The following is a 22836-nucleotide window of genomic DNA, read 5'->3' on the forward strand; positions in this document are numbered from 1 at the left end:
CTGATGCCCGGCTGGCTGCTCGCGCTGAACGAGGCCAGCCCCGGCACGGCTGTCACGCTGCGCACCGCGAACTCGGCGGACGTCGCGGCCCGGGTGCTGGCCGGCGAGGCCGACCTCGGGTTCGTCGAGGGCACCTCCACCCCGCCCGGCCTGTCCGGCGTGGTGGTCGCCGCGGACCGGCTGGTGGTGGTGGTCTCCCCCGAGCACCGCTGGGCCCGCCGCCGCACCCCCGTCACCGGCCCCGAGCTGGCCGCCACCCCGCTGGTGCTGCGCGAGGTCGGCTCCGGGACGCGGGAGGTGCTGGAGGAGGCGCTCGCGCCGTACGGCGGGCCGGCCGCGCCCCGGCTGGAGCTGGCCTCCTCGACGGCGCTGAAGGCCGCGGCGATGACCGGCGCGGGCCCGGTCTGCCTGAGCGAACTGGCGGTCACCGAGGAGCTGGCCACCCGCCGGCTGGTCGCCGTCCCGCTGGCGGGCCTGGACCTGCAGCGGCCGCTGCGCGCGGTCTGGCCGGCCGGTCAGCGCCCGGCCGGACCGGCCCGGCTGCTGCTCGGGCTGACCCGCGGGCCGACGCCCGGGCACCCTTCCAAAAAAAGTTGAGCGGAATAGACTCAACTTAGTGCATGCTGTAGTCAGCAGACTTGAGTTGTCCCGAAGACGAGAGGGGTATGCCCGCAGTGGACGCCAGTAAGTTCACCAGCAAGACGCAGGAGGCCCTGTCCTCCGCCATCCGTCAGGCCGGCGCCGCGGGGAACCCCGACGTCAAGCCGGTGCACATCCTGCTGGCCCTGCTCGAACAGCCGGAGGGCCTGGCCCGCCCGCTGCTCAAGGCCGTCGCGGCGGACGCCGCGCCGATCGCCGTCGAGGCCCGCCGGCAGGCCGCCGCGCTCCCCGCCGCCCAGGGCTCCACGGTGGCCGCTCCCCAGCTCGCCCGGGACACCCTGGCGGTGCTGGAGGAGGCCGGCAAGCGCGCCGCCGACCTGGACGACCAGTACGTCTCCACCGAGCACCTGCTGGTCGGCCTGGCCGCCGAGGGCGGCCCGGTGGCCGAGCTGCTGAAGCAGCACGGCGCCACCGCCAAGGCCCTGCTCGCGGCGTTCAAGGACGTCCGGGGCAGCGCCCGGGTCACCTCGCCGGATCCGGAGGGCACCTACAAGGCGCTGGAGAAGTACGGCTCCGACCTCACCCAGGCCGCCCGGGACGGCAAGCTCGACCCGGTGATCGGCCGCGACCAGGAGATCCGCCGGGTGGTGCAGGTGCTCTCCCGCCGCACCAAGAACAACCCGGTGCTGATCGGCGAGCCCGGCGTCGGCAAGACCGCCGTGGTCGAGGGCCTGGCCCAGCGCATCGTCGCCGGAGACGTGCCGGAGTCGCTGCGCGGCAAGCGCCTGGTCTCGCTCGACCTGGCGGCGATGGTCGCCGGCGCCAAGTTCCGCGGTGAGTTCGAGGAGCGCCTGAAGGCCGTCCTGAACGACATCAAGGACTCCGACGGCCAGGTGATCACCTTCATCGACGAGCTGCACACCATGGTCGGCGCGGGCGCCGGCGGCGACTCCTCGATGGACGCGGGCAACATGCTCAAGCCGATGCTGGCCCGCGGCGAACTGCGCATGGTCGGCGCCACCACGCTGGACGAGTACCGCGAGCGGATCGAGAAGGACCCGGCCCTGGAGCGCCGCTTCCAGCAGGTGCTGGTCGGCGAGCCCACCGTCGAGGACACCATCGCCATCCTGCGCGGCCTGAAGGGCCGTTACGAGGCGCACCACAAGGTGGAGATCACCGACGCCGCGCTGGTCGCCGCCGCCACCCTGTCCAACCGGTACATCACCTCCCGCTTCCTGCCCGACAAGGCGATCGACCTGGTCGACGAGTCGGCGTCCCGGCTGCGGATGGAGATCGACTCCTCCCCGGTGGAGATCGACGAGCTCCAGCGCTCCGTGGACCGGCTGCGGATGGAGGAGCTGGCGCTCGACAAGGAGTCCGACCCGGCCTCGGTCGAGCGGCTCGGCCGGCTCCGCCGCGACCTCGCCGACAAGCAGGAGCAGCTGAGCACCCTCAACGCCCGCTGGGAGCAGGAGAAGAAGTCCCTGAACCGGGTCGGCGAGCTCAAGGAGCGCCTCGACGACCTGCGCGGCGCACTGGACCGCGCCCAGCGCGACGGCGACTTCGAGCGCGCCTCCAAGCTGATGTACGCCGAGATCCCGGCCGCCGAGCGCGAGTTGACGGAGGCCCAGGACCGCGCGGCGGACGAGCCGAACACCACCATGGTCAAGGAGCAGGTCGGCCCGGACGACGTGGCCGACGTGGTCTCCTCCTGGACGGGCATCCCGGCCGGCCGGCTGCTGGAGGGCGAGAGCGCCAAACTCCTGCGCATGGAAGACGAGTTGGGCCGGCGCCTGATCGGCCAGCGGGAGGCCGTCCAGGCGGTCTCCGACGCGGTGCGCCGCACCCGCTCCGGCATCGCCGACCCGGACCGCCCGACCGGCTCGTTCCTGTTCCTCGGCCCGACCGGCGTCGGCAAGACCGAACTGGCCAAGGCGCTCGCCGACTTCCTGTTCGACGACGAGCGGGCGATGGTCCGGATCGACATGAGCGAGTACGGCGAGAAGCACTCGGTCTCCCGCCTGGTCGGCGCCCCGCCCGGGTACGTCGGCTACGAGGAGGGCGGCCAGCTCACCGAGGCGGTCCGCCGCCGCCCGTACAGCGTCGTGCTGCTCGACGAGGTCGAGAAGGCCCACCCCGAGGTGTTCGACGTGCTGCTCCAGGTGCTGGACGACGGCCGCCTCACCGACGGCCAGGGCCGCACGGTCGACTTCCGCAACACCATCCTGATCCTCACCTCCAACCTCGGCTCGACCTACCTGGTCGACCCGGCCACCCCCGAGGAGCGCAAGAAGGAGCTGGTGCTGGAGACCGTCCGGCAGTCCTTCAAGCCGGAGTTCCTCAACCGGCTGGACGACATCGTGGTCTTCGACCCGCTGGGCACCGCGGAGCTCAGCCGGATCGTCGACCTCCAGATCGCCGCGCTGGCCCGCCGCCTGCACGAGCGCCGGCTCACCCTGGACGTCACCCCGGCCGCCCGGGACTGGCTGTCGCTGACCGGCTACGACCCGGCGTACGGCGCCCGCCCGCTGCGCCGCCTGGTGCAGTCCGCGATCGGCGACCAGCTCGCCAAGGAGATCCTCTCCGGCCGCGTCCACGACGGTGACACCGTCCTGGTCGACCGGGACGAGGCGAACGACCGGCTCAGTGTCGGGCCGAAGCCCTCGCTGGTGAAGTGACGTCCGCACGCCGGCGGGCGGCGCCCCTCGCGGCACCGCCCGCCGGCGTGCGCGCACCGGTCGGGAGCAGGTGAGGCGCACCCCGAGTCACTCTGTGCCGGGAGCTCCGAATGAGGCAGGATGGGGGTATGAGAAGGCGGCCCCCCATCGGCAGCCGACCTTGTGCACCGTGAAAGGGACACCCCCGTGAGCATCGACCCGTCGTCCATCCCGTCCTTCGGCCTGCCGCAGCCGCCGCAGGGCGGACAGCCCGGTGGCGCTCCGGCCGGGCCGCCGCCGGTGATCGTCCCGGACCAGAACCTGGTCGCCCAGCTGCTCGACCAGATGCAGCTCAAGCACGTGGTGGACGAGGAGGGCGACCTCACCGCTCCCTGGGAGAACTTCCGCGTCTACTACATGTTCCGCGGCGACCACAAGGAGCTGTTCGCGGTCCGCGCCTTCTACGACCGCGCGTTCCCGCTGGAGAAGAAGGGCGAGATCCTCGACCTGATCGACGAGTGGAACCGCGAGACCCTGTGGCCCAAGGTCTACACCCACACCCACGAGGACGGCGTGGTCCGCCTGATCGGCGAGTCCCAGATGATCGTCGGCAACGGCGTCAGCCTGGAGTACTTCGTCGGCACCACCGCCAACTGGACGCAGGCCGCGGTCGGCTTCGAGCAGTGGATGGTCGAGCGCCTGGGTCTGCAGGAGCAGGTCGAGGACGGCAAGGACGGCGAGGACGGCCCGGCCGACGAGGCCTGAGCCTCCGACGGACCGTCAGAAGGGCCCGCCCACCGGACCGGTGGGCGGGCCCTTCCGCGTACCCGGCGCTACCGGCCCTCGGACGACGGCGCGCGCAGCAGCAGGACCCCCTCGTCCTCGCGCACCGTCCGGAAGCCCTCCGCCCGCAGCTTCGTTATCTCCTCGGCCTCCTGCGCCCCGTTCAGCGGCCACCCCATCGGGTTCCGGGTGTCCACCACCACCCACTCCGCGGTGCGCCAGTCCTTGGGCCAGCCGAACTCGAACACCGTGCAGCGGCCGGTCAGTTGGGGCACCAGCCGGTTGCCGGCCGCGACCTTCGCGCCGGACGGTATGTCGGCCAGCACCGACTGCACCGTCCGCACGTGCGCGGAATCCCGCCAGAAGCCCGCGTCGGCCGCCGACGCCATCGGGAAGAACGGGAACAGCACCGCGGTGACCAGCACGCTGCCGCACAGGAACGGCGCCGTCGCCCAGCGGCCCCAGTGCGGCTTCGCGGCGCGCAGCCGGATCAGCCCGTCGACGAACGCGGCGAACACGATCGGCATCAGCACCACGCTGTAGTGGTAGCGGGTGCCCCAGTACATCTCGTTCTTGCTGAGCAGCCGCCAGGCCAGCGTCGGGACGGCGACCAGGAGCAGCGGCGAGCGCAGCGCCAGCAGCAGGGTCGGGATCAGCAGGAAGAACAGCAGCTGCCCCTGGAGGGTGGCCGTCAGCAGATGGCCGGGCACCGACAACAGCCGCTCCAGCAGGCCCGGTTCGGTCCCCGGGGCGGCCTCCAGGTTGTCCCAGTAGTTGTAGGCGTGGCTGGGGCTCATGGCCGGCAGCAGCACCAGGAACTCCAGCGCGCCGGCCAGCACGCCGAACAGCGCCGTCGCCGCCCCGAGCCGCCGCGCCCCGCGCCAGGCGATGAAGCCGCCGATGACGGCGACGGTCAGGCCGAGGTCCTCCTTCACCAGGCAGAGCGGCGCCGCCCAGGCCGCCGCGGCCGCCCAGCGCCGCTCCGCCAGCGCGACCACCGAGAACGCCACCAGCGGTGCGGCGAAAGCCACTTCGTGGAAGTCGAAGCCGATCGTCGAGCCGACGCCCCAGGAGAACCCGTAGCCGATCCCCACCGCGACGGCCGCCGCGGCGCCCAGCTCCCGCTGCGTCCAACGGCAGATCGGCACCACGGCCAGCGCCAGCAGCGCGGCCTGCGCGAACAGCAGCGTCTTCGCGGTCGGCCACACCAGGTAGAACGGCGCCAGCGCCAGCAGCACCGGCGAGAAGTGGTCGCCGAGCAGGTTGTAGCCCTCGCCCTTCAGCGAGGCGACGGGCAGTTCGAAGTGCGCGTAGCTGCGCACCGCCTGCTCGAATATCCCCAGGTCGTACCCGGTGGTCAGCAGCAGCCCGTGGCGGCGCAGGCAGAACAGCGCGTAGAACGCGAAGAACCCGGCGGCCAGGCCCCACGGCAGCAGCCGCGCCCGGGTGATCCCGCGCCACCTGGCCGGTGGATCGCCGTCGCCCTCGCGCGGCCGGACGGGAGACGACGACACGACTGTTCCGGACGCCATTGCTTCACTTCCGATAGCCCCACGCGGGCCCGGTTCCCCCCGGCCCGCGGATCCCCGAACGAGGATCACCCCTGTGGCGGCAGACTAGACCAGCCTCCGCGGGTGAACGATCCGTTCGGGCCAGGAACGGGCGAGGGCCGCGGACCCGCCGGACAGTGTCCGGCGGGTCCGCGGCCCTGGGGCGTGCCCTGCGACCGAACGGATCGTCAGCGGCGTCGCCGCCGCTGGAACCTGAGGAACAGGAAGCTCCCGGCGGCGAGGACGAGCGCCGACAGCCCCGCGACCGCGGGAGCGGGGTAGCTCTCCGGCTGCGCGGCCGCCGCGGTCACCGCCCCGGCGCCGCCGGGCGTCGTCGGGAACGTGGCGGCGGCCCGCGCGGTGCGCTCGACCAGTCCGCTCCTGAGCGTCAGTTCCACGTTCCACGGGCCGTCCGGCAGCCGGGAGTCCAGCGGGACGACCGCCTCGGCGCGGTCGCCCGGGGCCAGCGTGGTGCCGGTCTTCGCCGTGAAGGGTCCGGCGCGCAGTCCGCCCGGCCCGTCGGACAGCGAGAGCACCCCGTTGATGTCCAGGGCGCGTCCCCCCGTGTTGTGGATCCGGGCGTGCAGTTCGGCCCGCCCGTCGCGGCCCCGGGCGGGCGAGAGCTGCTCGATCTCGAAGTCGGAGGCCGGCTCGCCGCCCGGGCCGACGTCCAGGTACATCCGGACGCCCACCCGGCCCGTGATCGCCAGGTTGTGCCGGCGATCCGCCGGTGAACCCGTCTGCGCCCAGACCACGCCGTACCGCTCGCCGGCGGCGGCGTCCTTGGGCACCCGGATCGTGGCCCGGACCTTCGCCGTCCCGTGGGCCGCCAGGTTGAGACCCGAGACGTCCAGCGACGTCCAGCCGGTCAGCTCGTTCGCGGCGCGGTCCGCCGCGAAGGCGAACTGCCCCTTCACGATGTCGGCCGCCGCGGCGTAGACGTCGACGTGCATCGGCTCGGACGACTCGTTGACGACCTCCACCCGCCGCTCGATGGTCGAGCCGGGCGGGAGGTGGTCGACGATGTACGCCTGCGCCCGGGGGTCGTCCCGGCGGTTCTCCGGGGCGTCGAGCAGCTTGATGCCGATGGACCGCTCCCCGGCGCCCGGCTGCGGGGACGACTCCTCCCGTTCCACGGCACTCGGCGCCGGGGAGGGGCCCCCGGGCATGCCGTCCGCCGCTGCCGGCACCACCCCGACCGTCTGGACGACGGCCAGTGCCAGCAGCGGGATCCAGTAGCGCGCGCCCTTCATCGCGTCAGGCAACGGACTGGGTCAGCGTTCCGGTGTAGGCCCCGCCGACCGCACTGGCGGGCACGTTGACCGCGACGGTCGGGTCCCAGGTCGCGGTGTTGTCCCCGACCCCGGCGGTCCCGGTGAGCACCGTCTGCGCGGAATTGCTCAGCGTCACGTTGGTCGACGTGACGGTGATGGTGCCGGTGGTGGTCACCGACCCGACCGTGTAGGTGGCGTCGGTGGCGGGAATCGTCGACGGGCCGTTGACGAAGTCCGTCTCCGCCGCGGTCACCGTCCAGGACGCCGAGAGCAGGGCCCGCGCGTCGACGACCGTGCAGGGCCCGATCGGCGCGCTGATCGTCGTACCCGGCGCTCCCGAGCCGAGGACCGCGGCCGCCGGCACCGACAGCGTCAGGGCGCCGGAGGTGACGACGAACGTGACGGTGGTGCTGGGATCGTCGGCCTCCTCCTCCGCGAGGGCGAGGCCCGGCTGGGCCAGAACGAGGGCAGCGGCCACGGCCGCGGTGGACAGGATGCGCACACGCACGATGACTCCTGAGGTGACCCCCCGCCGATGGACATGCCGTTTGAGGCATCGTCAGACAATCGAGTGCGGCACCCTCGCGCAACCCGGCCCGGACCCTGCTCCGCCATCGGAACCACCGCGCCCGACCGGATCGGAGCGCTTGTCCGCGGCCTGCGGGCGTCAGAGGATTGGCCGAACACGAGCTGCGAGGAGCCGCAATGGGTGCTAGGCCACTGCTGAACCGCCGGCTGGCGGGCATGGGCACGACGATCTTCGCGGAAATGTCCGCCCTGGCCACCGCCACCGGCTCGATCAACCTCGGGCAGGGGTTCCCCGACACGGACGGTCCCCAGGAGGTCCGGGAGGCGGCGGTGCGGGCGCTGCGCGAGGGGCGCGGCAACCAGTACCCGCCCGGGCCGGGCGTGCCGGAGCTGCGGGAGGCGATCGCCGAGCACCAGCAGCGCTTCCACGGGCTGGTGTACGACCCCGACCGGGAGGTGCTGGTCACCGCGGGCGCCACCGAGGCCATCGCCGCCGCGCTGCTCGCCCTGCTGGAACCCGGCGACGAGGTGATCGCGTTCGAGCCGTTCTACGACTCCTACGCGGCCTGCATCGCGATGGCCGGCGCGGTGCGGGTTCCGCTGACGCTCCGTCAACCCGCCTTCCGGCCCGACCTGGACGAGCTGCGTTCGCTGATCACCCCGCGCACCCGGCTGCTGCTGATCAACACCCCGCACAACCCGACCGGCACCGTGCTGACCCCCGAGGAGCTCGCCGCGATCGCCGAACTGGCGGTCGAGCACGACCTGTTGGTGATCACCGACGAGGTCTACGAGCACCTGGTGTTCGACGGCGCGCACCATCCGCTGGCCGCCCTGCCCGGGATGCGCGAGCGCACCGTCGCGATCTCCTCGGCCGGCAAGACCTTCTCGTTCACCGGCTGGAAGGTCGGCTGGGTCACCGGCGCCCCCGAACTGGTCGCCGCGGTCCGCACCGCCAAGCAGTACCTGACGTACGTCTCGGCCGGCCCGTTCCAGTACGCGGTCGCCGAGGCGCTGCGGCTGCCCGACGCGTACTACGCGGAGTTCCGCGCCGAGTTGCACCGCAAGCGCGACCTGCTGGCGGCCGGTCTGACCGAGGCCGGGTTCCGGGTGTTCGAGCCGCAGGGGACGTATTTCATCACCACCGACATCACTCCGCTCGGCGAGAAGGACGGCATCGAGTTCTGCCGTGCGCTGCCCGCGCGTTGCGGCGTGGTGGCCATTCCCAACGCGGTCTTCTACGACCGCACCGAAATCGGCCTCGCCCAGGTGCGGTTCGCGTTCTGCAAGCGGGAGTCGGTGCTGCGGGAGGCCGTCGAGCGGCTGCACCGCCTGTAGCGGCCGGAGCGGGACGCCGCAGTCGGGGCGCCCGGCGGCCGGGGACCGCCGCCGGGCGCCCCGGCATGTCCGAACGTCGTTCGCCCCGCAATCGCTCCAGGAGTGCACGGCGCACGCGACGGGCGTGGCAGCGCCCGCCGGACAGAGTGCAACCCGGGACCGATCACACCCAGTCGGGCACAGGCCTCAGAGCGGTGAATGAGTGCCAAACATGGGTAAATCCCTGACGGACCCGGAGAATTCGTGCTTCTCTGCTGCTGAATCTCCAGCCGGAATCCCTCCTTCCACGGTCGGCCGCGCCCCGGATCGGACAGTCTCGAACAGCCTCGCGCACGAGGAGTGGACTCCGGCCGAAGGGGCGCGTACGGAGCTGAAACGCGGAGCCGAGCATGCTCACCACCCTGCAGACCTCCTACACGGACACCCGCGCCGGCGACCTGGCCTGGCAGCTGGGCGGCGAGCCGCTGCCCGCGCTGGCGGTCCGCGACATCGGACTCGACGACGGGACCGGCCGTTCCGACGCCTTCGGCGGCACCCTCCAGCTGCGGCTGCTGGGCGCCTCCCACCAGGTCGTCCTGGCGGCCGGGCCGGGCGACTGCCTGGAGACGGTGGCCTGCCTGCCCGGCCGCCGCACCCCGCTGCCGGCCCGGGTCGCCGAGCAGGTGGCCGGCTGGGAGTACGAGTTCGCCGCCCGGATCGAGGAGCTCCCGCCGCACGTGTTCGCGGCCCGCGCCCAGGAGCTGCTGGCCCTGGTCGAGGGGCACCCGCGGGCGCTGGCCGGGGTCTTCCCCGGCGACCCGAGCGCGTTCACCGCCCTGGTCGCCCACTGCGGGGACCGCCGGGTGCACTGGCGCACCTGGCACGCCTACCCGCAGGAGGGCCGACTGGTGTGCACCCGCTCCTCGCTCTCGCTGCGCCGCACCGTCGACGCCGCGGGCGGCCGGGTCGGGCACGGCGGGCACAGCGGCCGCGGCAGTGCCCGCCACAACGACCCGGAGCCGCAGGCAGAGTGGTGACCGGCGTCAACCGGACGCCGCCCGCTGTCCCCCGATTGGGCGCAGCCATTCGCCCAGGCTCTCGCCTAGCGTTCCCTTCATGATCAACCATCCGGTCGGACGGTCCGCGCAGCCGGCTCCGGACGCCCCCGCTCCCCCGCAGACGGCCGAGCACCGGCCCACCACCGCCCCCCGCACCGCGGGCCTCGGCGGCGCGGTCCGGGCCGGCGGCGCCATACCGCTCGCCCTGCCCGCCCGACCGGCCCGGATCCTGGTGCTGCTGGCCGCGTTCGTCTGCGCGGCCTGCGGCCTGGTGTACGAACTCGAACTGGTCGCGCTCGGCGGCTACCTGCTCGGCGACTCGGTCACCCAGACCTCCGTGGTGCTCTCCGTGATGGTCTTCGCGATGGGCGTCGGCTCGCTGCTCGCCAAGGGCCTCACCCGCCGCCCGGCCACCTCCTTCGCCCTGGTCGAGTACGCGCTGTCGCTGACCGGCGGCCTGTCCGCGCTCGCCCTGTACTGCGGCTGGGCGTGGCTGCGCCAGCCGCACGCCACGCTGATCGCGCTGGTCGCCGCCACCGTGCTGATCGGCCTGCTGATCGGCGCCGAGATCCCGCTGCTGATGACGCTGATCCAGCGGATCCGCCGGGAGCACGCGGGCCGGGCCGTCGCCGACCTGTTCGCCGCCGACTACGTGGGGGCGCTGATCGGCGGCCTGGCCTTCCCGTTCGTCCTGCTGCCCGCGCTCGGGCAGGCCGCCGGCGCGCTGGTGACCGGCGCCGTCAACGCGGTCGCCGGGGCGGTGGTGGTGCTCTGGCTGTTCCGCGCCGAACCCACCCCGCGCGCCCGGCTGCTGCTGTGGACCGGCTGCGGCCTGGTGCTCGCCGCCCTCGCGCTGGCCGCCGCCTGCACCGGCGCGATCGAGCGCACCGCCCGGCACGCCCTGTACGGCGGGCCGATCCGGTTCGTCGCGCAGAGCCGCTACCAGGAGATCGTCCTCACCGGCGGCCCGGTCGGCGCCGAGCAGCGCACCCCGCCGCCGCTGAAGCTCTTCCTGGACGGCCGGCTCGCGGTCTGCGGCCCCGACGAGTACCGCGACCACGAGGCGCTGGTCCGCCCCGCGCTCGGCGACGGCCCCAGCGCCCGGGTGCTGGTGCTCGGCGGCGACGGCCTGGCCCTGCGCGAGGTGCTGCGGCACCCGGCGGTGCGCAGCGTGCTGGTGGTCGAGCGCGACCCGGAGCTGTCCGCGCTGGCCCGCCGGGACGACGCCTACGACGCGCTGACCGAGCACGCCTGGGACGACCCCCGGGTGCGGCTGGTGACCGCCGAGCCGATGGGCTGGCTGCGCAGGACCGCCGGGCAGTTCGACGTGATCGTCTCCGACCTGGACGACGAGGCCGCGCACGGCAAGTACCGCTCGCGCGAGTTCTACGGCCTGGCCGCCCGGCGGCTCGCCCCGGACGGCCGACTGGCGGTGCGCGGCGGCGCCCCGGACGGCGTGCTGTGGAGCTCCGAGGCGGGGCTGGCCGCCGTCGGGCTGGACGCCGTCCCGTACCAGGGCGTCGCCCCGGCCGCCGAGGACTGCGGGCAGGCCGGGCCCGCCCCGGCGTTCCTGCTGGCCGGCCACGACGCCCCCGCGCTGGCGCTGGCCGCGGACGCGCCGGCGCCGCGTTCGCTCACCGTCGACGCGCTGCGCGGCACGGCGGCACGGCTGTCCGCCCGCCGGCCGTCGCCGCTGCCCCCGCCGCACTCGCTGATCGGCCCCTGACCGGTCGCCGTCCGGCCGCCCCCGTTCCGGCGAACGACCGCCCGCCGTGCGCCCGTTCGCGGCACTCCCGGCCCGGCTTCGGGTGCGGGGCTCGGCACGGCGGCGGCCGGTCGGTAGGCTCGCCGGTATGGAGCATGAGGTTGTCGTCCCGGTGCCCGCCGAGGTGGTCCGGGAGGCGCTGGTGGACCGCGAGCTGGTGGCCCGCTGCGTGCCGGGGCTGAGCGCGGTCGCGTCCACGTCCGCCCCCTCGGCGGCGGACAGCCGGCTCAGGATCCGGATCGCCGGCTCCACCATCACCTTCGCCGGCCGGCTGTCCGTGGGCGGCTGGCAGGACGACGCGCTGGAGCTGCGGCTGACCGGCGAGGAGATCCGCGGCGCGGCCCCGGTGACCGCCGAGCTGCGGGTCACCCTGCGGGAGCGGCCGGGCGAGACCGCGATGTGCTTCGCGACCTCGCTGACCGCCTCCGGCCGACTGGCCGGTTTCGACGGCCCGGTGCTGGAGACGGCCGGCCGCCGGCTGATCGACCGGGCGGTGGCGGCCCTGGTGGCCGAGCTGTCCGGGCCCGGCGAGGACGCCGAGGAGGACCCGGCGGACGGCGCGACCGTGGTGTTCCTGGACGAACGGGCGCAGGGCCCGGACCTGGACGACGACCTGTCGGACCTGATCGCGTTCAGCGAGGACGACCTGCCCGAGCCGGTTCCGGTGCCGCGCCCGGACGCGGCGTTCGAGCAGGAGAGCGCCCCGGTGCGGCGCAGCATCGTCGGCCGCTCCGCCGAGGAGGTGGACCACGCCCCGCCGCACGGCCGGTACGCGCCCGCCCCGCCGGCGCACAGCGCGCGGGCCCGGGCGGCCACCCGCTGGGGCGGCGAGCCGGCCCTGGTGCCGGGTGCGGGCGGCGAGCGCAGCGCGCTGCCGTGGGTGATCGGCGGCGGGGTGGCGCTGCTCGGCGGCGCGGTGGTGCTGGTCCGCGCCCTGCGGCGGCGCTGACCGGGCCGGGCGGCCCGTAAAATCGCTGACCATGAGCAACGACCGGGACGCCCTGCTGGCGCAGATCAAGGACAAGGCCGTCGTGCACGGCAAGGTCACCCTCTCCTCGGGCCGGGAGGCCGACTACTACGTCGACCTCCGCCGGATCACCCTGGACGCGGAGGCGGCCCCGCTGGTCGGCAAGGTGATGCTGGACGCGGCCGCGGACCTGGAGTTCGACGCGGTGGGCGGCCTGACCCTGGGCGCCGACCCGGTGGCCGCGGCGATGCTGCACGCGGCGGCGGCCCGCGGCCGCAAGCTGGACGCCTTCGTGGTCCGCAAGGCGGGCAAGGCGCACGGCCTGCAGCGCCGGATCGAGGGCCCGGACGTGAAGGGCCGCCGGGTGCTGGCGGTGGAGGACACCTCGACCACCGGCGGTTCGGTGCTGACCGCGGTGGAGGCGCTGCGCGAGGCGGGCGCCGAGGTGGTCGGCGTCGCGGTGATCGTGGAGCGCGGCGCGGCCCCGGCGATCGCGGAGACCGGCCTGCCGTACATCACCGCGTACACCCTGGACGACCTGGGCCTGTGAGCCCCGGGACCGGCCCGGACGGGGGGGCCGGTTCCACGTCGACCACCTCGAACGGCGAGAGGCCCCGGCCCACCCTCATCGGGTGGCCGGGGCCTCTCGCGTCCCGCGGTGCGGGTCAGTGCTTGCGGTGCCGGCCGCCGGCGACCGACTCGGCGGTCTGCGCCTCGGCCTCGACGGCGCCCTCGCCGGCCTTCTTCTTCTTCCGCTCGCGGATCACCTCGACGATGATCGGCGAGACCGAGATCAGGATGATCAGCGCCATCGCGGGCAGCAGGTACTTGTCGATCACCGGGGCGAGCTGGTCGCCGGTGAAGTAGCCGATCAGCAGCATGGACTCGGTCCACAGCACGCCGCCGACGACGTTCCAGAGCAGGAAGGTCTTGGCGGGCATCTGCAGGGTGCCGGCGACCGGGTTGAGGAAGGTCCGCACGATCGGGATGAAGCGGGCCAGCACCACGGCCTTGGCCGGGCCGAACTTCTCGAAGTACTCCTCGGCCTTCTCCACGTACTCGGGCCGGAAGATCTTCGAGTTCGGCTTGTCGAACATCTTCGGGCCGACCTTGCGGCCGAGCAGGTGGCCGAGCTGGGCGCCGGCGATCGCGCAGAGCGGCGCGCCGACCAGCAGCATCCCGATGTTCATCTGGGCGCCGTCGCCGAGCACCGCGGGGGCGGCGCTGGAGGCGGCGACACCGGCCAGGATGAGCATCGAGTCACCAGGGAAGAAGAACCCGACCAGCAGGCCGGTCTCGGCGAAGATGATCGCCAGGATCCCGATGGCGCCGACGGAGGCGACGAGCGATTTGGCGTCAAGGACGTTGACGGCGAGCTGGATGTGTTCCACGCGCGCAGGATAGCCCGACTCACCCGGCAAAGCCTCAACAGGCGACCCACGAGGCCCTTGTCGGAGCTGCCGTCCCAAGTGGCGGGCCGCTGGGTGTGTCCGCGGGGCGAGTCTGGGAAGATGACCGAGGTGTCCGGCCCGCGGTCGAGCAACCACCCTCAGCTCGTACCGCATCCGTCGTGAACCACAGGCGTATCGAGCCTTCGGACAGCGTCGTCCGATCGCCCCACACCGACAGGAGCGGATTCGCATGCCCATCGCAACTCCCGAGGCCTACAACGAGATGCTCGACCGGGCCAAGGCGGGCAAGTTCGCCTACCCGGCCATCAACGTCACCTCGTCGCAGACCCTGCACGCCGCGCTGCGCGGTTTCGCCGAGGCCGAGAGCGACGGCATCATCCAGATCTCCACCGGTGGTGCGGAGTTCCTGGGTGGCCAGCACAACAAGGACATGGTGACCGGCGCCGTCGCGCTGGCCGAGTTCGCGCACATCGTCGCGGCCAAGTACGACGTCACCGTGGCCCTGCACACCGACCACTGCCCGAAGGACAAGCTGGACGGCTACGTCCGCCCGCTGCTGGCGATCTCCGCCGAGCGCGTCGCCCGCGGCGAGAACCCGCTGTTCCAGTCGCACATGTGGGACGGCTCGGCCGAGACCCTGGCCGACAACCTGTCCATCGCGCAGGAGCTGCTGGCCCAGGCCGCCGCCGCCAGGATCATCCTTGAGGTCGAGATCACCCCGACCGGCGGCGAGGAGGACGGCGTCTCGCACGAGATCAACGACGAGCTGTACACCACCGTGAACGACGCGGTGCGCACCGCCGAGGCGCTCGGCCTGGGCGAGAAGGGCCGCTACCTGCTGGCCGCCTCGTTCGGCAACGTGCACGGTGTGTACAAGCCGGGCAACGTGGTGCTGCGTCCGGAGCTGCTGGCCGACCTGCAGACCGAGATCGGCAAGCAGTACGGCAAGCAGGACCCGTTCGACTTCGTCTTCCACGGCGGCTCGGGCTCCACCGCGGAGGAGATCCGGACGGCGCTGGAGAACGGCGTGGTCAAGATGAACCTCGACACCGACACCCAGTACGCCTTCACCCGCCCCGTCGTGGACCACATGTTCCGCAACTACGACGGCGTGCTGAAGGTCGACGGCGAGGTCGGCAAGAAGAACACCTACGACCCGCGCACCTGGGGCAAGCTGGCCGAGGCCGGCATGGCCGCCCGCGTGCTGGAGGCCGCGCAGCAGCTGCGCTCGGCCGGCAAGCGCATGAAGTAAGGCACGGCCCAGCACGGTGCCCCCGTACCCGCCACGGGTACGGGGGCACCGTGCGTTCTGCTCCCGGCAGCCTCCCCTTCGGGTCGAGCATGGTTGCTCCACAAGATCCGAGTGGCAGACTGGCACACCATGGAGATGCACAAGAACCTGCTCGACGGGCCCGAGCCGACCCTCCTGCCCGAGGAGGAGCAGCCGTACCGGATGCTGGCCGAGGAGTCCGCGTCGCCGACCCAGGTGGCGGCCGACTACCCGGCGTTCTGCCTGGCCTGGGCGATGCTCGCGGACGACTCCTTCGCGGCCGGCCGCACCGTCGAGTCCTACGCGTACGCCCGCACCGGCTATCACCGCGGCCTGGACGCGCTGCGCCGCAACGGCTGGCACGGACACGGCCCGATCCCGTGGGAGCACCGCGGCAACCGCGGTTTCCTGCGCTGCCTGGCCGCGCTCGCCCGGGCCGCCGGGTCGATCGGCGAGACCGAGGAGGAGGCCCGCTGCTGGCAGTTCCTGAAGGACAGCAGCGCCGAGGCGTACGCCGAACTCAAGCAGTGACCCCGTCCGTCGGCGCCCCTCCCGCCTCCGGGCCGGGACGGGGCGCCGACGGCTTACCGGCGTCCCGTCGGCTCCGCACGGCGCCGGATCCACGGCCCGGGACCGGGGGCCCCGGGGAACCAACCGCAGCCATACCGCGTATGTTCACGATGCAGCACATTCGTGCGAATCGGGTCACCGGGCCGCACGGATCGCCATGTCGTCGTCCCGAGGGAAACCAGATGCCCGCAGCCCGCAGGTCACCCGGCAGGTCCGCCCGACGCCGCGCCAGGACGCGCCGCCGCCGGCTGGCCCTCACGCTGGGCGGCACCGCGGCGCTGGCCGTGCTCGGCACGGCCGGATTCACTCTCCTCCACTCGACCGCCGCGCAGTCGCCGGAGACCGGGTCCACCACGCAGGCCCGACCCGTCCCGCCGGTCAGCGAATCCCCCGAGCCCGTCCGGACCGAGGAGAACCCGCCGCCGCAGACCGCGCCCCCGAAGACCACGTCGCCCACCGCCCCGCAGGTCGTCCAGCACGGCAGCGGCAGCTTCACCACCGCCGCCGCGTCCGGCGCCACGGTCGGCACCGGCGGCACGGTGCGCCGCTACCAGGTCGAGGTCGAGGACGGCATCAACATCGACCCGAAGACCGCCGCCGCCGCCGTGCAGGCGGTGCTGGCCGACAAGCGCAGCTGGACCGCCGACAAGCGCAACAGCTTCAAGCTGGTCTCCTCCGGCTCCTACGACTTCACCGTCAAGATCGCCTCGCCCGACACCACCGACCGGATCTGCGGCGCGGGCGGCCTGGACACCAAGGGCGAGGTGAACTGCGACGTCGGCAAGCAGGTGGTGGTCAACTCCAAGCGCTGGCTGACCGGTTCGCCCCAGTTCGACGGCAGCCTGGAGGACTACCGGGCGCTGATCGTCAATCACGAGGTCGGCCACCGGATCGGCCACGGCCACGAGGACTGCCCCGGCCCGGGCAAGCCCGCCCCCGCGATGATGCAGCAGATCTACGGCCTCAAGGGCTGCACCGCCAACGCCTGGCCGTACGACGCCAAGGGCAGCTACCTCAGCGGGCCGTCCGTCCCCTGACCGGCCCCGCCGCCCCGGCCACCGACCCCGAACCAGGAACCATGACCACCGAACTCACCCAGCGCCTGCTCGACCGCTTCGGCCCGGCCGGCCTGTACCGCCCCGCCCCCGCCGAGACCGCCGCCACGGCCGTCCCGGCCCCCGCCGCCGCGCTGCTGTCCGCCGCCGGCCTGCCGCTGCGGGTCGGACCGTACTTCACCGCGTCCGCCGGGGAGCCGCTGCGGCTGGCGGACTGGGCCCACCGGGCCGGGCTGTCGGTCGACGGCCGTCCGGAGGCCGACTGGGCCCGGCTGGGCACCGACCGGGGCGCGGAGCTGTGCCTGGACGGGCAGGGGCGCGTCTGGGCGGTGTACCTGGCGTTCCGCGAGCCGCCGGTCCTGGTCGACGCCGACCTGGCGTCGTTCCTCGGCAACCTGTGCGAACTGGAGCAGAACCTGCGGGAGTTGGCGGCCGCCGAGCACCCGGAGGAGATCTTCCGGCTGCTCTCGACCGCGGAGAGCCGGATCCGCGGCACCGACCTGCGGGCGTTCGAGAGCGACGAGCAGTGGTGGCCGCGGGTGCTGGAGGACGTCCGGCACACCCTCGGCGTGCCCGGGTACGCCGCGTTCAAGGTCCGCGGGCAGGACGGCGAGCCGTTCGTCCTCACCGCCGACGGCTCGCTCGCGCTGCACCCCGAGGAGACGCTCCGGCAGCAGCTGGCCGCAGCCGGCCTCGCCCCGGCGGACGTGCTGGAGGTCTACACCGAACTCCAGGCCTGCTTCCAGCCCGGCCACTACTGCAGCGTGTGGCTGGCCCGCACCTTCCCGGCCGCCGCGTTCAGCCACAGCTACGACTACGGCGACACCGCGGCCGAACGCGACGCCGGCATCCGGGAGTTGGCGGCCTCCCTGGCCGCGAGGGGTTAACCCAGCACGGGCAGGAAGCCGGCCAGGTCGCTGCGTTCGCCGCTCGCGGTGAGGGTGGCGTCCAGCGCGTCGGCCCAGGCGAGGCGGCCGGTGGCAAGCCGGATCCAGGTCAGCGGGTCGGCCTCGACCACGTTCGGCGGGGTGCCCCGGGTGTGCCGGGGGCCCTCGACGGCCTGCACCACGGCGAACGGCGGGATCCGCAACTCGACGGCGCCGCCTGGCACTTGGTTGGCGAACACGTCGGCCAGCAGCCGGGTGACGGAGGCCAGCGCGAAGCGGTCGTGCGGGAAGTCGGCCAGGCCCAGCGCATCGGCCAGGTCGTCGGCGTGCACCACGGTCTCCACCAGCCGGACGACCAGGAAGTCGGCCAGCAGCATCGGCCCGAAGCGCATCAGGATCACCCGGCCCGGCCGCCGCCCCTCCTCGCTGTCCAGGGCGCGCCACAACTCGCCGATCTGCCGGTCGAGTTCGCCCGACACCTGGGCGGCGTCCCCGGCGAACTGCTCGGCCACCAGCTCCAGCGCGGTGGCGTTGATCGACGCGGCCGCGGTGCGGGTCCGCGACGCCCAGTCCGGCGGGGTGATCGGGGCCTGCGGCGGCAGCGGGTCGTGCAGGTGCCGCGGCACCCAACTGACCACCATGCCGAGGTGGGCGACGAGTTCACGCACCCGCCAGTCCCCCAGCCGGGTGGGGAGGGCGAGCTGCTCGTCATCCAGCGAGCGGACGGTGGCGGAGATCGCGTCGAGCTGCCCGGTGAGCGCGGTGCGCACCTTCACCGGGTCGTAGGTCCGAGGCTTCGCAGTGGGCATGCCCGCAGCGTACAAAAAGCCGGGCGGCCGGTCCGGGAATCCGAACCGACCGCCCGTCGAACGAGGCCGCGTCAGGCGAGCAGCGCCTCGATGACGCCGGTGTGGGCGTCGCGCAGCTCGGCCAGGGTGACGGTGAACTGACCCTGGACCTCCAGGGCGTCGCCGTCGACCACGCCGATCCGGGCCGCGGGCAGGCCGCGGGCGCCGCACATGTCGTTGAACCGGAGCTCCTCGCTGCGCGGGACGGCCACCACGGCACGTCCGGCGGACTCGGAGAACAGGAACACGAACGGGTCGATGCCCTCGGGCACGACCACCCGGGCGCCGTTGCCGCCCTTGAGGCAGCTCTCCACCAGGGCCTGCGCGAGGCCGCCGTCGGAGAGGTCGTGGGCGGCGTCGATCATGCCGTCGCGGGAGGCGGCGATCAGGATGTCGCCCAGCAGGCGCTCGCGCTCCAGGTCCACCTTGGGCGGCAGGCCGCCGAGGTGGTTGTGCACGACCTGCGACCAGGCGGAGCCGCCCAGTTCGTCGGCGGTGTCGCCGAGCAGGTAGAGCAGCTGGCCCTCTTCGGCGAAGCCGACCGGGGTGCGCCGGGTGACGTCGTCGATGACGCCGAGCACCGCGACCACGGGGGTCGGGTGGATGGCGACGTCGCCGGTCTGGTTGTACAGCGAGACGTTGCCGCCGGTGACCGGGGTGCCGAGCACCTGGCAGGCGTCGGCCAGACCGCGGGTGGCCTCGGCGAACTGCCACATCACGTCCGGGTCCTCGGGGGAGCCGAAGTTGAGGCAGTCGGAGACCGCGAGCGGCTTGGCGCCGCCGGCCGCGACGTTGCGGTACGCCTCGGCCAGGGCCAGCTGGGCGCCGGTGTACGGGTCCAGCTTGGCGTAGCGGCCGTTGCCGTCGGTGGCGACCGAGACGCCGAGGTTGGTCTCCTCGTCGATCCGGATCATGCCGGAGTCCTCGGGGGTGGCGAGCACCGTGTTGCCCAGCACGTAGCGGTCGTACTGGTCGGTGATCCACGCCTTGGAGGCCTGGTTCGGCGAACTCGCGACCTTCAGCAGCGCGTCCTTCAGCTCGTCGCCGCCGGCCGGGCGGGCGAGCCGCTCGGCGGTCGGGGCGTCGGCCTGCAGGGCGTCCTGCCAGGACGGGCGGGCGTACGGGCGCTGGTAGGTCGGGCCCTCGTGGGCGACGGTGCGCGGCGGCACGTCGACCACCAGCTCACCGTGCCAGAAGATCTCCAGGCGCTCGCCGTCGGTCACCTCGCCGATGACGGTGGCGATGACGTCCCACTTCTCGCAGATCTCCAGGAAGCGGTCGACCTTGCCGGGCTCGACGATGGCGCACATGCGCTCCTGCGACTCGCTCATGAGGATTTCCTCCGGCGAGAGCGTGTGGTCGCGCAGCGGCACGGTGTCCAGCTCGATCCGCATGCCGCCGGTGCCGGCCGAGGCCAGCTCCGAGGTGGCGCAGGACAGGCCGGCGCCGCCGAGGTCCTGGATGCCCGCGACGAGGTCTTCCTTGAAGATCTCCAGGGTGCACTCGATGAGGAGCTTCTCCTGGAACGGGTCGCCGACCTGGACGGCGGGGCGCTTGGCCGGGCCGGTCGCGTCGAAGGTCTCCGAGGCCAGCACGGAGACGCCGCCGATGCCGTCGCCGCCGGTGCGGGCTCCGTACAGGATGACCTTGTTGCCGGGGCCGGAGGCCTTCGCGAGGTGGATGTCCTCGTGCTTCATCACGCCGACGCACAGCGCGTTGACCAGCGGGTTGCCCTGGTAGCAGGAGTCGAAGACGACCTCGCCGCCGATGTTCGGCAGGCCCAGGCAGTTGCCGTAGCCGCCGATGCCCGCGACGATCCCGGGCAGCACGCGCCGGGTGTCCGGGTGGTCGGCCGCACCGAAGCGCAGCGGGTCCATCACAGCGACCGGGCGGGCGCCCATCGCCAGGATGTCGCGCACGATGCCGCCGATGCCGGTGGCCGCGCCCTGGTAGGGCTCGATGTACGACGGGTGGTTGTGCGACTCGACCTTGAAGGTGACCGCGTAGCCCTGGCCGACGTCGACCACACCGGCGTTCTCGCCGATGCCGACGAGCATCGCGTCGTTCTCCGGGGCCTTCTCGCCGAACTGCTTGAGGTGGACCTTGGAGCTCTTGTACGAGCAGTGCTCCGACCACATCACCGAGTACATGGCGAGCTCGGCGCCGGTCGGGCGGCGGCCCAGGATCTCGCGGATCCGGGCGTACTCGTCCTCCTTGAGGCCGAGTTCGGCCCAGGGCTGACCGGCGTCCGGGGTCTGCTCGGCGTTCTTGACGGTGTCGAGGCTCATCAGGCGTTCACCAGCTGCTTCAGGACGGAAGTGAAGAAGCCCAGGCCCTCGGTGGTCGGACCGGTGAGCGGCTCCACGGCGTGCTCCGGGTGCGGCATCAGGCCGACGACATTGCCGGCGGCGTTGGTGATGCCGGCGATGTCGCGGTACGAACCGTTCGGGTTCACATCGAGGTACCGGGCGACGATGCGGCCCTCCGCCTCGAGTTCGTCCAGGACGTGCTCGTCGGCGACGAACCGGCCTTCGCCGTTCTTCAGCGGAACGACGATTTCCTGGCCAGCCGAGTAATCCCGCGTCCAGGCGGTGTCGGCGTTCTCGATGCGGAGCTTCTGGTCGCGGCAGATGAAGTGCAGCGAGTCGTTCCGGGTGAGCGCGCCGGGCAGCAGGTGCGATTCGCACAGCACCTGGAAGCCGTTGCAGATACCGAGGACCGGCATTCCGAGCTTCGCCTGCTCGATGATGGTGTCCATCACCGGGGAGAAGCGGGAGATGGCACCGCAGCGCAGGTAGTCGCCGTAGGAGAATCCGCCGGGCAGGACGACCGCGTCGACCTGGTGGAGATCCTTGTCACGGTGCCAGAGGGCGACCGGCTCGGCGCCGGCCAGGCGGACCGCGCGCTGGGCGTCGCGGTCGTCGAGGGAACCGGGGAAAGTGACGACGCCGATGCGGGTGGTCACTTGCCCTCCTCCTCGACGCGGACGGTGAAGTCCTCGATCACGGTGTTGGCGAGGAAGGTCTCGGCGGCCTCACGGATGCGGGCGAGCGCGGCGTCGTCGACCGGCCCCTCCAGCTCCAGTTCGAAACGCTTGCCCTGGCGGACGTCGGCGATCCCGGCGAATCCGAGACGGGGCAGTGCACGCTGCACCGCCTGTCCCTGCGGGTCGAGGATCTCCGGCTTGAGCATGACGTCGACTACGACGCGTGCCACTGGCACTCCCGGTGGTGATTGCGTTCAGGCGGGGGACCTTCAGCCTACCTGTGCCGGGCGGTCATCTTGCGGCCCACCTGCGGCAACGCGCGTAGACCAATGCCCCTTACGTGACAGGGCTTCCGGGCCCGGCCGCCGGGCCGTCCGGATCCCCGATGCCATCCCATTTCGTCGGTTTAATCCCGTCTGTAACGAGACCGTATCGGCATCCGGGGGAACCCCGTGAATATCCGGAAAAAAGGAATCCCGAACTCTTCGATTTCAGCAGGTTCCGGGTGCAGAATAGGGCGACCGGCAGCCGAACGCGCCGCATCTCGGCGTGGGCCCCCTGCCCGCCGACGGATGCCGTGATCCCGGCCCAGCGGACCGGCGGGGCATCCGAGACCTCCGTCGGCCGAATTGCCCGAGAGGATTGACACCCATGGCTCAGCGTGTAGTCGTCACGCTCTCCGACGACCTGGACGGCGGCGCCGCCGCGGAAACCGTCCACTTCGGCGTGGACGGGAAGTCGTACGAGATCGATCTGTCCGCCGACAACGCGGAAAAGCTTCGGGAGGCCCTCGCCCCGTTCGTCGCCGCGGGCCGCCGGCAGAGCCGCAGCGGAAAGTCCTTCCGCCGCACCGCGCTCACCCCGGACCCGGCCGCGGTGCGCGCCTGGGCGCAGTCGAACGGCATGGAACTGCCCGCCCGCGGCCGCATCCCGAAGCACGTGTACGAGGCGTTCTCCGAGAACAACTGACCCCTCCCGGCCGCCCGTTGCGGGCCGCCGACGCCTTCCCCGGCCACGCCGCCGGGGAAGGATGGGGCGAGCAGGCCGTTTGATGTTGTAGAGTTCTTCTCGTCGCCGCAACCCGGGGGAACCCGATCGGGGCGGCCGGTGCTCAGGCGCCGTGCGGACGTGGCTCAGTTGGTAGAGCATCACCTTGCCAAGGTGAGGGTCGCGAGTTCGAATCTCGTCGTCCGCTCGCAGCTAGCGTGACAAGCTGTCACAACTCAATATCATGCGGACGTGGCTCAGTTGGTAGAGCATCACCTTGCCAAGGTGAGGGTCGCGAGTTCGAATCTCGTCGTCCGCTCCA

The 22836-nt window shown here is 72.8% G+C and carries 21 protein-coding genes and 2 tRNA genes; 15 read left to right on the forward strand and 8 right to left on the reverse strand.

The window, feature by feature from the left end:
* The 3 genes from IEZ12_RS39685 to IEZ12_RS34135 all read left to right on the forward strand — a co-directional run.
* Window positions 1-597, forward strand: a 597-nt coding sequence (locus IEZ12_RS39685) for a LysR substrate-binding domain-containing protein (RefSeq protein WP_229848551.1), incomplete at its 5' end; no start/stop codon positions are given.
* A 77-nt stretch (window positions 598-674) separates the two neighbouring features.
* Window positions 675-3278 (forward strand): ATP-dependent chaperone ClpB, encoded by a 2604-nt coding sequence (gene clpB / locus IEZ12_RS34130; RefSeq protein ID WP_189277862.1) that lies wholly within the window; start codon window positions 675-677, stop codon window positions 3276-3278.
* 186 nt (window positions 3279-3464) lie between these two features.
* Window positions 3465-4022: a type III secretion system chaperone family protein gene (locus IEZ12_RS34135; RefSeq protein WP_189277827.1), complete on the forward strand. Its 558-nt coding sequence runs from the start codon at window positions 3465-3467 to the stop codon at window positions 4020-4022.
* A 68-nt stretch (window positions 4023-4090) separates the two neighbouring features.
* Here the strand turns inward: IEZ12_RS34135 and IEZ12_RS34140 are convergent, their stop codons facing one another.
* From IEZ12_RS34140 to IEZ12_RS34150, 3 genes are all read right to left on the reverse strand, one after another.
* Entirely contained in the window at window positions 4091-5554 is a 1464-nt protein-coding gene (locus IEZ12_RS34140) for a DUF2079 domain-containing protein (RefSeq protein WP_229848552.1), read from the reverse strand.
* 224 nt (window positions 5555-5778) lie between these two features.
* Window positions 5779-6843 (reverse strand): COG1361 family protein, encoded by a 1065-nt coding sequence (locus IEZ12_RS34145; protein ID WP_229848553.1) that lies wholly within the window; start codon window positions 6841-6843, stop codon window positions 5779-5781.
* A 4-nt stretch (window positions 6844-6847) separates the two neighbouring features.
* A complete protein-coding gene (locus tag IEZ12_RS34150) occupies window positions 6848-7372 on the reverse strand; it encodes a hypothetical protein (RefSeq protein WP_189277831.1) in 525 nt (174 codons plus the stop codon).
* A gap of 197 nt (window positions 7373-7569) precedes the next feature.
* Between IEZ12_RS34150 and IEZ12_RS34155 the strand changes: the two genes are divergently transcribed.
* The 5 genes from IEZ12_RS34155 (at window position 7570) to pyrE (ending at window position 13049) form a co-directional block, all read left to right on the forward strand.
* Complete coding sequence (locus IEZ12_RS34155; protein ID WP_189277833.1) at window positions 7570-8730, forward strand: pyridoxal phosphate-dependent aminotransferase; 1161 nt, start codon at window positions 7570-7572, stop codon at window positions 8728-8730.
* Window positions 8731-9119: 389 nt separating this feature from the next.
* Window positions 9120-9746 (forward strand): DUF2617 family protein, encoded by a 627-nt coding sequence (locus IEZ12_RS34160; protein ID WP_189277835.1) that lies wholly within the window; start codon window positions 9120-9122, stop codon window positions 9744-9746.
* Window positions 9747-9825: 79 nt separating this feature from the next.
* The gene (locus IEZ12_RS34165; RefSeq protein ID WP_189277837.1) at window positions 9826-11493 is read left to right on the forward strand and encodes a spermine/spermidine synthase domain-containing protein; all 1668 of its coding nucleotides are present in this window, start codon (window positions 9826-9828) and stop codon (window positions 11491-11493) included.
* A 127-nt stretch (window positions 11494-11620) separates the two neighbouring features.
* The gene (locus tag IEZ12_RS34170; protein ID WP_189277839.1) at window positions 11621-12481 is read left to right on the forward strand and encodes an SRPBCC family protein; all 861 of its coding nucleotides are present in this window, start codon (window positions 11621-11623) and stop codon (window positions 12479-12481) included.
* Window positions 12482-12512: 31 nt separating this feature from the next.
* Window positions 12513-13049 carry an orotate phosphoribosyltransferase gene (gene pyrE, locus IEZ12_RS34175; protein WP_043915296.1) on the forward strand — a complete coding sequence of 179 codons (537 nt, stop codon included), beginning with the start codon at window positions 12513-12515 and terminating at the stop codon, window positions 13047-13049.
* Window positions 13050-13164: 115 nt separating this feature from the next.
* Here the strand turns inward: pyrE and IEZ12_RS34180 are convergent, their stop codons facing one another.
* On the reverse strand, window positions 13165-13890 hold the full coding sequence (locus IEZ12_RS34180; RefSeq protein ID WP_229848555.1) for a DedA family protein: 726 nt from the start codon (window positions 13888-13890) through the stop codon (window positions 13165-13167).
* Between the two features lie 250 nt (window positions 13891-14140).
* On the opposite strand from IEZ12_RS34180, the gene fbaA reads away from it, so the two are divergent.
* From fbaA to IEZ12_RS34200, 4 genes are all read left to right on the forward strand, one after another.
* Entirely contained in the window at window positions 14141-15163 is a 1023-nt protein-coding gene (gene fbaA / locus IEZ12_RS34185; RefSeq protein WP_189277841.1) for a class II fructose-bisphosphate aldolase, read from the forward strand.
* 129 nt (window positions 15164-15292) lie between these two features.
* Window positions 15293-15712: a DUF3151 domain-containing protein gene (locus IEZ12_RS34190; RefSeq protein WP_043915303.1), complete on the forward strand. Its 420-nt coding sequence runs from the start codon at window positions 15293-15295 to the stop codon at window positions 15710-15712.
* Window positions 15713-15933: 221 nt separating this feature from the next.
* Window positions 15934-16788 carry a DUF3152 domain-containing protein gene (locus IEZ12_RS34195; protein WP_229848557.1) on the forward strand — a complete coding sequence of 285 codons (855 nt, stop codon included), beginning with the start codon at window positions 15934-15936 and terminating at the stop codon, window positions 16786-16788.
* Window positions 16789-16829: 41 nt separating this feature from the next.
* Window positions 16830-17693 (forward strand): nucleic acid/nucleotide deaminase domain-containing protein, encoded by an 864-nt coding sequence (locus IEZ12_RS34200; protein ID WP_189277845.1) that lies wholly within the window; start codon window positions 16830-16832, stop codon window positions 17691-17693.
* Here the strand turns inward: IEZ12_RS34200 and IEZ12_RS34205 are convergent.
* The 4 genes from IEZ12_RS34205 to purS form a co-directional block, all read right to left on the reverse strand.
* Window positions 17690-18502 carry a maleylpyruvate isomerase family mycothiol-dependent enzyme gene (locus IEZ12_RS34205; protein ID WP_189277847.1) on the reverse strand — a complete coding sequence of 271 codons (813 nt, stop codon included), beginning with the start codon at window positions 18500-18502 and terminating at the stop codon, window positions 17690-17692. The two genes, IEZ12_RS34200 and IEZ12_RS34205, sit on opposite strands and share 4 nt — an antisense overlap.
* Before the next feature lie 71 nt (window positions 18503-18573).
* Entirely contained in the window at window positions 18574-20829 is a 2256-nt protein-coding gene (purL, locus tag IEZ12_RS34210) for a phosphoribosylformylglycinamidine synthase subunit PurL (protein ID WP_189277849.1), read from the reverse strand.
* Window positions 20829-21506, reverse strand: coding sequence for a phosphoribosylformylglycinamidine synthase subunit PurQ (gene purQ, locus IEZ12_RS34215; RefSeq protein ID WP_043915310.1), 678 nt, complete (start codon window positions 21504-21506; stop codon window positions 20829-20831). Before purQ ends, purL begins: the two co-directional genes overlap by 1 nt.
* Window positions 21503-21757 carry a phosphoribosylformylglycinamidine synthase subunit PurS gene (gene purS / locus IEZ12_RS34220; protein ID WP_033250393.1) on the reverse strand — a complete coding sequence of 85 codons (255 nt, stop codon included), beginning with the start codon at window positions 21755-21757 and terminating at the stop codon, window positions 21503-21505. The genes purQ and purS overlap by 4 nt, the downstream gene beginning before the upstream one ends.
* A 421-nt stretch (window positions 21758-22178) precedes the next feature.
* Between purS and IEZ12_RS34225 the strand changes: the two genes are divergently transcribed.
* The 3 genes from IEZ12_RS34225 to IEZ12_RS34235 all read left to right on the forward strand — a co-directional run bounded on the left by IEZ12_RS34225 (window position 22179) and on the right by IEZ12_RS34235 (window position 22836).
* Entirely contained in the window at window positions 22179-22496 is a 318-nt protein-coding gene (locus IEZ12_RS34225) for a histone-like nucleoid-structuring protein Lsr2 (protein ID WP_073807183.1), read from the forward strand.
* Between the two features lie 153 nt (window positions 22497-22649).
* Window positions 22650-22722, forward strand: a tRNA-Gly gene (locus IEZ12_RS34230).
* A 38-nt stretch (window positions 22723-22760) separates the two neighbouring features.
* Window positions 22761-22836, forward strand: a tRNA-Gly gene (locus IEZ12_RS34235).

It is taken from the genome of Kitasatospora griseola (genome assembly GCF_014648555.1).
GTDB classification, from domain to species: Bacteria; Actinomycetota; Actinomycetes; order Streptomycetales; family Streptomycetaceae; genus Kitasatospora; species Kitasatospora griseola.